This is a genomic window from Bradyrhizobium sp. INPA03-11B (genome assembly GCF_040446015.1).
Lineage (GTDB): Bacteria > Pseudomonadota > Alphaproteobacteria > Rhizobiales > Xanthobacteraceae > Bradyrhizobium > Bradyrhizobium macuxiense_A.
The window spans coordinates 1-10,437 of record NZ_JASGSR010000194.1; the positions used below are offsets into that span (position 1 = coordinate 1).

At 65.1% G+C, this 10,437-nt stretch carries 10 protein-coding genes; 4 read left to right on the forward strand and 6 right to left on the reverse strand.

Annotation, left to right across the window (positions count from 1 at the left end; all coding sequences use genetic code 11):
- The 3 genes from nthA to QMZ05_RS38960 form a co-directional block, all read left to right on the forward strand.
- A partial coding sequence (nthA, locus tag QMZ05_RS38950; protein ID WP_353705585.1) for a nitrile hydratase subunit alpha occupies positions 1 to 628 on the forward strand: 628 nt, incomplete at its 5' end.
- Positions 625 to 1,284: a nitrile hydratase subunit beta gene (nthB, locus tag QMZ05_RS38955; RefSeq protein ID WP_353705586.1), complete on the forward strand. Its 660-nt coding sequence runs from the start codon at positions 625 to 627 to the stop codon at positions 1,282 to 1,284. The genes nthA and nthB, both read left to right, overlap by 4 nt.
- Positions 1,284 to 1,661 carry a nitrile hydratase accessory protein gene (locus QMZ05_RS38960; protein ID WP_353705587.1) on the forward strand — a complete coding sequence of 126 codons (378 nt, stop codon included), beginning with the start codon at positions 1,284 to 1,286 and terminating at the stop codon, positions 1,659 to 1,661. The genes nthB and QMZ05_RS38960 overlap by 1 nt, the downstream gene beginning before the upstream one ends.
- Positions 1,662 to 1,876: 215 nt before the next feature.
- On the opposite strand, the gene queC is transcribed toward QMZ05_RS38960, so the two are convergent.
- Positions 1,877 to 2,596: a 7-cyano-7-deazaguanine synthase QueC gene (queC, locus tag QMZ05_RS38965; RefSeq protein ID WP_353705588.1), complete on the reverse strand. Its 720-nt coding sequence runs from the start codon at positions 2,594 to 2,596 to the stop codon at positions 1,877 to 1,879.
- 129 nt (positions 2,597 to 2,725) lie between these two features.
- On the opposite strand from queC, the gene mazG reads away from it, so the two are divergent.
- Positions 2,726 to 3,580, forward strand: coding sequence for a nucleoside triphosphate pyrophosphohydrolase (mazG, locus tag QMZ05_RS38970; RefSeq protein WP_353705589.1), 855 nt, complete (start codon positions 2,726 to 2,728; stop codon positions 3,578 to 3,580).
- A gap of 151 nt (positions 3,581 to 3,731) precedes the next feature.
- Here mazG and mgtE read toward each other — a convergent pair whose 3' ends face one another.
- From mgtE to QMZ05_RS38995, 5 genes are all read right to left on the reverse strand, one after another.
- Positions 3,732 to 5,096 carry a magnesium transporter gene (mgtE, locus tag QMZ05_RS38975; protein ID WP_353705590.1) on the reverse strand — a complete coding sequence of 455 codons (1,365 nt, stop codon included), beginning with the start codon at positions 5,094 to 5,096 and terminating at the stop codon, positions 3,732 to 3,734.
- 154 nt (positions 5,097 to 5,250) lie between these two features.
- The gene (gene hflX, locus QMZ05_RS38980; RefSeq protein ID WP_353705591.1) at positions 5,251 to 6,645 is read right to left on the reverse strand and encodes a GTPase HflX; all 1,395 of its coding nucleotides are present in this window, start codon (positions 6,643 to 6,645) and stop codon (positions 5,251 to 5,253) included.
- Positions 6,646 to 6,656: 11 nt separating this feature from the next.
- Positions 6,657 to 6,905: an RNA chaperone Hfq gene (gene hfq, locus QMZ05_RS38985; RefSeq protein ID WP_006020546.1), complete on the reverse strand. Its 249-nt coding sequence runs from the start codon at positions 6,903 to 6,905 to the stop codon at positions 6,657 to 6,659.
- A gap of 376 nt (positions 6,906 to 7,281) precedes the next feature.
- Entirely contained in the window at positions 7,282 to 8,652 is a 1,371-nt protein-coding gene (locus QMZ05_RS38990) for a sigma-54 dependent transcriptional regulator (protein WP_050419702.1), read from the reverse strand.
- 17 nt (positions 8,653 to 8,669) lie between these two features.
- Positions 8,670 to 10,437: ATP-binding protein (locus QMZ05_RS38995; RefSeq protein WP_353705592.1), on the reverse strand; the 1,768-nt coding region annotated here is incomplete at its 5' end.

Here is a 10,437-nt window from a genome sequence, read left to right on the forward strand (position 1 = left end):
GAGCGAACATGATCACCACCACCACGATCACGACCATTCCGAACTGTCGGAAACCGAACTGCGCGTCCGCGCGCTGGAATCGATCCTGACCGAAAAGGGCTATGTCGAGGCTGCTGCGCTCGACGCCATCGTGCAGGCCTATGAGACCAAGATCGGCCCGCATAACGGCGCCAAGGTCGTCGCCAAGGCCTGGACCGATCCCGCCTTCAAGCAGGCGCTGCTTGAGGACGCCAGCAAGGCGGTCGGCACCCTCGGTCATGTCAGCCGCGTCGGCGACCATCTGGTCGCGATCGAGAACACGCCCGGCCGTCACAACATGGTCGTCTGCACGCTTTGCTCCTGTTACCCCTGGGAAATGCTCGGCCTGCCGCCGGTCTGGTACAAGGCCTCGCCGTACCGCTCGCGTGCAGTGAAGGATCCGCGCGGCGTGCTTGCCGATTTTGGCGTCAGCCTGCCGAAGGAGACGGAAATCCGGGTCTGGGACTCCACGGCTGAGACGCGCTTCCTGGTGCTGCCGATGCGGCCCGCAGGCACCGAGGGCTGGAGCGAGGAACAACTCGCTGACCTCGTGACGCGCGATTCCATGATCGGCACCGGATTCCCCAAGACGCCGGGAGCGCCGTCATGAACGGCGTCCACGACATGGGCGGCATGGACGGGTTCGGCAAGGTCGAGCCCGAGCCGAACGAGCCGATGTTCCATCAGGAATGGGAATCGCGGGTGCTCGCCATGGTCCGCGCGATGGGCGCGGCCGGCGCCTTCAACATCGATGCCTCGCGCTTCTATCGCGAGACCCTGCCCCCGCAGGTCTATCTGTCGAGCTCCTATTACAGGAAATGGCTGCTCGGGCTGGAGGCGCTGCTGCTCGACAAGGGCTATATCTCCAAGGACGACGTCGCTGCCGGACATTCCGTCGCGCCGGCGAAAGCGCTCAAGCACGGCAAATTCTCGACCGCCGATATCGAGCGCATCATGGTGCGCGGCAAGTTCGGCCGCACCGCGCCGGCGGCCGCGAAATTCAAGGCCGGCGATCGGGTGCGGGCGAAGAACATCCATCCGGCCACGCACACCCGGCTGCCGCGCTACGTGCGTGGTCATGTCGGGGTGGTCGAGCGCGATCATGGCTGTCACGTTTTCCCCGATACTGCGGCGAACGACGCCGGCGAGCATCCGCAATGGCTGTACACCGTCGTGTTCGATGGACGCGAATTGTGGGGACCGGACTCCGATCCAACCATCAAGGTTTCGATCGACGCGTTCGAGCCCTATCTGGAGGCCATCTGATGGATGCCGACGCCGCCGCGCGCGCGACCAGCGCCGTGTCCAGCATTCCTCGCGATCAGGAAGGCCCGGTGTTCCGTGCGCCTTGGGAAGCGCAGGCGTTCGCGATGGCGTTGACGCTGCATGACCGCGGCGTGTTCAGCTGGCCCGAATGGGCGGCCGCCCTCGCCGATCAGATCAAACGCGCACAGGCCGCCGGCGATCCCGACACCGGCGAGACCTATTACCAGCACTGGCTGGCGACGCTCGAACACCTCGTGGCCGCCAAGGGCGTCACGACAACGGAGACCCTGCACCGCTACCGCGACGCCTGGGACCACGCTGCCGATCGCACCCCGCACGGCCAGCCGATCGAGCTGACGGCGAAGGATTTCGAGTAGCGGCCCCTCTTCCGTCATGTGACTGGATCGCGCCACGCTCGCAGCCGTCGTCCCTGCGAAAGCAGGGACCCATACCCCGCAGCGGATGTAGCGAATGGGACTCGTCGTTCCAGCCTAGCTTAGCAACGAACATCGGTGGTTATGGGTCCCTGCTTTCGCAGGGACGACAGCGAGTTTGATTTGGCATCGCCCGCCAACCAACGCGGTGTCGCTACTCAGGGATTGCCCTGCGCGACATATTCCCGCCAGCCCTTGGCGCGCAGGCTGCAGGCCGGGCATTCGCCGCAGCCATAGCCCCAATCGTGCTGTGCGCCGCGTTCGCCGAGATAGCAGGTGTGCGAGTGCTCGCGGATCAGATCGACCAGCCCTGCCCCGCCGAGCTCGTGCGCGAGCCGCCAGGTCGCGGCCTTGTCGAGCCACATCAGCGGCGTGTGCAGCTCGAAGTCCTTGGCCATGCCGAGATTGAGCGCCGATTGCAACGCCTTGATGGTCTCGTCGCGGCAATCCGGATAGCCGGAATAATCGGTTTCGCACATGCCGCCGATGATGTGGCGGATGCCCCGCCGATAGGCCAGCGCCGCGGCGAAGGTAAGGAACACGAGGTTGCGGCCGGGCACGAAGGTGTTGGGCAGACCGTCTGCGCCCATTTCGATCGCGACGTCGCGGGTCAGCGCGGTGTCGGAGATCTCAGACAGCGTCGGGATATCAAGCGTATGGCTGTCGCCGAGTTTCGCCGCCCAATCCGGCCGCATCTGCTTGATCCCTGCCAGCAGCCGGTCGCGGCAATCGAGTTCGATGGCATGGCGCTGGCCGTAGGAAAAGCCGAGCATCTCGACGCGTGTAAACTGCGATAAGGCCCAGGCCAGGCAGGTGGTGGAATCCTGGCCACCGGAAAACAGCACCAGCGCGGTGTCGGAAGTGTTCTGATCGGTCATGGAACGCGATTTAGCACCTGACGGCGCCCGAGGCCAATCGGTGGACAGCGCCGTGATTCCGGCGCGTTCTTCTGGGATCGGCCGGGCCGATTTGGCATAACGCGTCTACCCTTCACAATCCGGTGTCCCATGACCCCTTCCCGCGACATTTCCCGCCTGATCGAGATCATGGCCGCGCTGCGCACGCCGGTGACCGGCTGCCCATGGGATCTCATTCAGAACTTCGAGACCATCGCACCCTACACGATCGAGGAGGCCTATGAGGTCGCGGATGCGATCACGCGCGGCGATCTCGACGATCTGCGCGAGGAGCTCGGCGATCTCCTGCTGCAGGTGGTCTATCATGCCCGCATGGCCGAGGAGCAGAACGCGTTTGCGTTCGGCGATGTGGTCGAGGCGATCACGAGGAAGATGATCCGCCGTCATCCGCACGTCTTTGCCGACAAGGACGGCAACATCCAGCCGGCCGGCGTCAAGAGCGCCTGGGAGCGCATCAAGGCCGAGGAGAAGGCCGAGCGCGCGGCGCGGCGGCCGCCGAAGGACGCCGCGCACAAATCCTTGCTCGCAAGCGTGAAGGCGGGCCTGCCTGCCCTGACGCGCGCGATGGAATTGCAGCGCAAGGCCTCCACCGTCGGCTTCGACTGGAACGACCCGCGCGCGGTGCTCGCCAAGATCCGCGAGGAGGCCGATGAGATCGAGGCAGCGCTCGACCGCAACGATAAGCAGGAGATCGCGGAAGAGACCGGCGACCTGATGTTCGCGCTGGTCAACCTCGCCCGTCACGTCGACGCCGATCCGGAAACCGCCCTGCGCGCAACCAACGCCAAGTTCGAGCGGCGGTTCGCCTATATCGAGAAGGCGCTGGCGGCGCAGGGACGATCGCTGGAGGGGGCGTCGCTCGAGGAGATGGATGCCTTGTGGAACGAGGCCAAGACGGCAAATGAAGCCGTCGTCCCGGCGAAGGCCGGGACCCATACCGCGTGATCTATCGGTTGGTGGACGATATCAGTCCCACGGCATCGCCAAGGATTCACCTAGGCGAGCAGAACTTCGAGCGTGCTCAACAATCAGGGCCGGTGGTTATGGGTCCCTGCTTTCGCAGGGACGACGGCGAGAATGTGGGCGCAGCCTTCTCTTACAACAGCGTCCCGCGCAGGATCACGGCGGCAACGCCGAAATAGATCACGAGGCCGGTTACGTCGACCAGCGTCGCGACGAACGGCGCGGAGGCGCTGGCCGGGTCGAAGCCGATGCGCTTGAGGATGAACGGCAGCATCGAGCCGCACAGCGAGCCGAAAGTGACGATGCCGATCAGGGCGGCGCCGACGGTCGTGGCGACAAGCACCCAATGCGGGCCGTAATCGAACAGGCCGAGCGTCTGCCAGAGCGTGATCCTGATAATGCCGATCAAGCCGAGGATGGAGCCGAGCACGATTCCGGTCGGCAGCTCGCGCACGGCGACACGCCACCAGTCGCGCAGCCGTACCTCGTGCAGCGCTAGCGAGCGGATCAGCAGCGACGTCGCCTGCGAGCCGGAGTTGCCGCCGGAGCTCATGATCAGCGGGATGAAGAGCGTCAGCACGATCGCCTTCTCGAGCTCGCTCTGGTACGACTGCATCGCTGTCGCGGTCAGCATTTCCGACAGGAACAGCGCGCACAGCCAGCCGGCGCGCTTCTTGATCATCTCGCCGAAACCGATCCGCAGGTATGGCTCGTCGATCGCTTCCATGCCGCCGAACTTCTGGGCGTCCTCGGTCGATTCCTCGACGATGGCGTCGATGACGTCGTCCACCGTGACGATGCCGAGGATATGGCCTGGGCCGTCGACGACCGCGACCGCAAGCAGATCGTAGCGCGAGATCAGCCGCGCCGCCTCCATGCGGTCGGCCTCGGGCGCAATCATCAGCGGCTTTCGCGCGGGCGCAGCGGTCAGCACATTGGCGTGGGGATCGGCCGAGATCAGGCGGCGCAGCGGCACGGCCTGGATCAAGGTCTTCTTGACCGGATCGATCACGAAAATCGAGTACACGGTCTCGCGGGTCCGCTCGACCATCCGGATGTGATGCAGGACCTCGGCGATGGTCCAGTTCGAGGGCACGCTGACGAACTCGGTCGTCATGATGCTGCCGGCGCTGCGCTCGGGATAGGCCAGCAGCCCCGAGATGACGCTGCGGGTATCGGGATTGAGCCCGTTCAGCAGCGTGGTGCGCAGCGGCTCGACCAGTTCCTTGAAAATGTCGGCGGCGCGGTCGTCGGAGACGCCTGAGAGCAGCGACACCGCGGTGTCCTGCGGCAGCTCGGCGAGGATCTCGCAGGTGTTGTCGAGCCCGGGCAGGTCGAGCACCTCGATCGCCTTCTCCGCCGGCAGCGATTGCAGCAGTTTTGCGGCATCCGCCGGCTCGTGGGCGTTCAGGGCATCGACGATCTCGGGGGCCCGCGCATGGGCGAGGTCCCCATTCGGGCTGAGCGTCTCTTTGGTCATGGTTTCGGAGTCTTGCATCGATCGCCCTCGCCTTTGCGTTCTGCAGCGCAATGAACCAAGGCGGCGGAGATTTCAAACAGAAAGTGCGGCGGCGCGTCGCAGGCGCGCCGGAGTGAGGCCGCGTCACGGCGCCGTCATATTTCGGCAGATTGCGGCACGCGGCGCCGGAGGCTTATGCCTCGTGGGGCACGGCGGCGAACCGGCTCACCACGATGTCGCGCTTGGTCTCGTCGACCCGCACCGTCATGTCGAAGCGCTCGCCATGGAGCTCCTTGTTCAGGACCTCGGCGTTGCGGTGCAGCCAACTGATGCCGGCGCCGTCGGAGGCGTCGATCGAGAGCTGCAGCGTCATGCGCTTGGCCGCCAGGCGATCCTCGATCGCCGACAGCAGTGCGTCGATCCCCTCACCGGTCACGGCCGAAACCAGGAAGCAGGGCCGCTCCGGTGGGCGGCGCGCGGCGATGTTGCGCAGATTGTCCCGCTCCTCGGGATCGAAGCGGTCGATCTTGTTCCAGACCTCGATGATGCGCTGGCCGCCATCGGCGTCGGGATCGATGCCGAGCTGACGCAGCACGCCCTCGACGTCGCGCTCCTGCGCCTCGGCATCCTCATGCGAGATGTCGCGGACATGCAGGATGATGTCGGCTTCCAGCACCTCCTCCAGCGTGGCGCGGAACGCGGCCACCAGCTGGGTCGGCAGATTGGAGATGAAACCGACCGTGTCAGACAGCATCGACTTGCCGCCGTGCGGCAGGTTGAGCGCGCGCAGCGTCGGGTCGAGCGTCGCGAACAGCATGTCGGCGGCCTGCACGTCGGCCCTGGTCAGGCGGTTGAACAGCGTCGACTTGCCGGCATTGGTGTAGCCGACCAGCGCCACCACGCGGTACGGCACACGCTGGCGGCCGGCACGATGCAGCCGCCGCGTCGCCTGCACCTTCTTCAATTCGCCTTCGAGCTTGGTGATGCGCTCGGAGATCAGGCGGCGGTCGGCCTCGATCTGGGTTTCGCCGGGGCCGCCCATGAAGCCGAAGCCGCCGCGCTGCCGTTCGAGATGGGTCCAGGACCGCACCAGTCGGCTGCGCTGGTAGTTGAGATGGGCGAGCTCGACCTGCAGCGCGCCTTCCTTGGTCTTGGCGCGGCGGCCGAAGATTTCCAGGATCAGGCCGGTGCGGTCGAGCACCTTGGTGCTCCAGGCCTTCTCGAGGTTGCGCTGCTGGATCGGCGACAGCGCGCAATCCATCACCACGAGCTCGACGTGGTTGCTGGCGACGAGGCCGTTGATCTCTTCGACCTTGCCCTTGCCGAGATAGGTCGCGGGTCGGATCTGGCTGATCGGCGCGATGACGGATTCCACCACGGTGAGATCGATCGCTCCGGCAAGGCCGGCGGCCTCCTCGATCCGCGCTTCGTAGTCGCGGACAGAGGATTCCGTCTGCGCGTCGCCGTCGCCACGGCGCACGCGCAGGTACGGGCCGATGACGATCACCCGCCCGCTGCTGCCGTTCCCCGCCGACCCGGGCCTAGACTTGGTCCGGTCGGCGCCCCCTTCACGATTGAAGGGTTCCAATCAGTTCACTCTCAAGCCGGTGCGTCCTCACCACCTTCGAACAGCTGAATCGGGGCTCCGGGCATGATGGTCGAGATCGCATGCTTGTAGACAAGCTGCGAGTGACCGTCGCGCCGCAGCAGCAAACAGAAATTGTCGAACCATGTGACAATGCCCTGCAGCTTTACTCCGTTGACCAGAAATATCGTCAGTGGCGTCTTGGTTTTACGAACGTGATTAAGGAAGGTGTCTTGTAGATTTTGTGCGCGGTCTGCCGCCATTGTTTTTGTCCCGCAAGCTTGTGCTTCTTTTTATTGAACCGGTTGCGGCTCTCTCACGGAGCCTCCCCCGGCTGCCCACCTGCCCTGAGATCCCCCTCTGGCAGGCGTAGCGGTAGGATTAGAGGCCACGCGCGGTTTTTAGGCAAGCCGGTTCGCGGTGCAGTCGGTAGGAACACGGTGGCAATTCTAAGAAAGGGCGAGGAAAGAGACGAATATTCTCGTGGAGAGTGGATAAATCCCCCGGTTGTACCGGCCCCACCCTCGCCTCGCTCGCCGGCCCTCCGGCCCTGACCCTGGTCCTGCCACCCCGGCGGGTGATCGCCGAGGCTTAACGCCAAGTCGGCTGCACTCCAAGCCGCTCGCCCGGAGCGCGGGGTCAACCGACCCCGAGCGCCTTCAGCTTGCGATGCAGCGCCGAGCGCTCCATGCCGACGAACTCCGCGGTGCGCGAGATATTGCCGGAGAAGCGGCTGATCTGGGCGATCAGATAGTCGCGCTCAAACACCTCGCGCGCCTCGCGCAGCGGCAGGCCCATGATGTGCTCGCCATTGTTGGAGGTGGGCATCGCCGGCACCATGGAGCCGACGTCCTGCGGCAGCATGTCGGCCGTGATGATCGCCTCCGGGCCGCCGCCGGCCAGGATCATCACCCGCTCCACGTTGTTGCGGAGCTGACGGACGTTGCCCGGCCAGACGTGGGACTGCAGCACGGCCATCGCGTCCTGTCCGATCTGCCGCTTCGGCAGGCCGGTGGCCGCCGAGATCTGGTCCATGAAATAGTCGATCAGCTCGGGGATGTCCTCGCGGCGCTCCGACAGCGGCGGCACCCGGATCGGCACCACCGAGAGGCGGTGATAGAGGTCCTCGCGGAAACGGCCGCCGGCGATCTCCTCCTCGAGATTGCGTGCGGTCGAGGAGATGATGCGGACGTCGACATGCACCTTGCTGGTGCCGCCCTGGCGCTGGAAGGTCTGATCGACCAGCACGCGCAGGATCTTGTTCTGGGTCTCGCGCGGCATGTCCGCGATCTCGTCGATGAACAGCGTGCCGCCATGCGCTTCCTCGAGCGCGCCGGCCTTGCGCTGCTGCTCGCCGTTCGATCCCTCGATGCCGAACAGCTCGATCTCCATGCGCTCCGGGGTGATCGCGGCCGCATTGATCACCACGAACGGCCCCTCGGCGCGACCCGACGCATGATGCAGCGTGCGCGCGGCAAGCTCCTTGCCGGCACCGGAGGGACCTACGATCAGGATACGGCTGTTGGCCTTGGCGGCGCGGTCGATGGTCTGGCGCAGCTGGTTCATGCAGGCCGAGCGGCCGGTCAGCACGCTCGCCGCGGGCGCCAGCTGCTTGAGTTCCTTCACCTCGCGCTTCAGCCGCGATGTCTCGAGCGCGCGGGTCGCGACCAGAATCAGCCGGTCCGACTTGAACGGCTTCTCGATGAAGTCATAGGCGCCCCGCTTGATCGCGGCGACCGCGGTCTCGATGTTGCCGTGGCCGGAGATCATCACGACCGGCAGATCGGCATTGTCCTTCTTGATCTGCTCGAGCAGTTGCAGGCCGTCGAGCTTGGAGCCCTGCAGCCAGATGTCGAGGAAGATCAGGTTCGGGCGGCGGTTTGCGATTTCGGCCAGCGCCGAATCGCTGTCGCGCGCGGTGCGCGTGGAGAAGCCCTCATCGTCCAGGATACCCGCGACGAGGTCACGAATGTCAGCTTCGTCGTCGACAATCAGAATGTCACTTGCCATGGGTTACACCTGCCTTGTCAGTCGCCCGTCGCGGCTTTGATTTTTGGCTCTTGGCTTCTTGGCTCTTGCGCATTTGGCTCTTGGCTATTTGCTTCTTGGATTTTTGGTTCATTGTTGGTCGTCTGTGCCGGGCCGTTGGTCGGCTCTTCCGGCGGATTTTTTTCACTTTCGGGGTTGTTTGATTCCGGTTTCACGTCCGGCTTTTGGTCCTTGCTCTCGGGCTTGTTCTCCGGCTTGGCCGCCTGGCCGGTGACGGAAAAGCGCAGCCGCATCCAGGCACCGCGCTGGCCCTCGCGGAAATCGGACGCGTCCTTGAGCTCGATGCGGCCGCCATGGTCCTCCAGAACGCGGCCGACGATCGCAAGTCCAAGGCCGGTGCCCTTCGCCCGCGTCGTGACATAGGGCTCGAGCAGCCGCGCGCGCGCGACCTTGGGCAGGCCGATCCCGTTGTCGACGACGTCGATCAGGATGTCGTCGTTCTCGCGCTGCGCCACGACGTCGATGCGGCCCTTGCCGAGTTCCTCGGGCGGCACCTGCTCGATCGCCTCGGTCGCGTTCTTGATGATGTTGGTCAGCGCCTGCGAGATCAGCCGGCGGTCGAACTGCGCGGGCAGCGGCGACTGCTTGATGTCGGCCTCGATGACGAGATCGGGATGCGCGACCTTCATTAGGAACACCGCCTGGCGCACCACGTCGGCGACGTCCTCGCCTTCCATCACGGGCTTCGGCATCCGCGCAAAGCGCGAGAACTCGTCGACCATGCGCCTGATGTCGTCGACCTGGCGCACGATGGTGTCGGTGCACTGCTCGAAGATCGACTTGTCCTTCTCTTCGGTGATGGTCTTGCCGAACTTGCGGCGGATGCGCTCGGCAGAGAGCTGGATCGGGGTCAGCGGGTTCTTGATCTCGTGCGCGATGCGGCGGGCGACGTCGCCCCAGGCCGAGGTGCGCTGCGCGGAGACCAATTCGGTGATGTCGTCGAGCGTGATGATGTAGCTGTCGCGGGACTGACTGGTCTGCTCGGCCGAGACGCGAACCGACAGATTGCGCTCATGGCCGTCGCGCAGGATCGTGACCTGGCCCTGCACCAGGCGCTGCGTCCCCTCGCGCGCGGTCTTCATCATCTCGTCGAGCTCGGGCAGCACGTCGGAGAGCGGATGGCCTAATGTCTCCGACTCGGCGTGCCCGATCAGCTTTTCCGCCGAGCGGTTGAGGATGCCGACGCTGCCGGAGGCATCAACGCCGATAATGCCGGCAGAGGCCGACGACAGCACCGCTTCGATGAAGCGGCGGCGGCTGTCGATGGTCTCGCTGGCATCGACCAGCTCGTTGCGCTGGGTCCTCAGCTCCTGCGTCATCTTGTTGAAGATCTCGCCGAGCAGCGCGAGGTCGCTGGCCGATTTGTGGACCGGCACCTGGACATTGAGATTGCCGGTCGAGACCTCGCTCGCCGCGCCCATCAGCTGGCGGATCGGCGACACCAGCCCGTTGGCGAAGTTCAGCCCGATCAGCACCGAGGCCATCAGGATGGTCAGCGCGATCACCGCGAACATCAGCGCGAACGCGACCTGGATGCCAAGCCTTCGGGTCTCGAGCTGGGCATATTCGGCGGCGCTGGTCTGGGTCTGCTTGAGCTGGGCGACAACAGCCGGATCGAGCAGCCGCGCCACGTACAGGAACATGTCGTCATAGGCCCGCAGGCGGACCACGGAGGCGACGTAATTTTCCGGGAAGACCGAGATCTTCGGCTCGGTCTCGTTGATGTCCTTCAGGATGTCTGGTGGC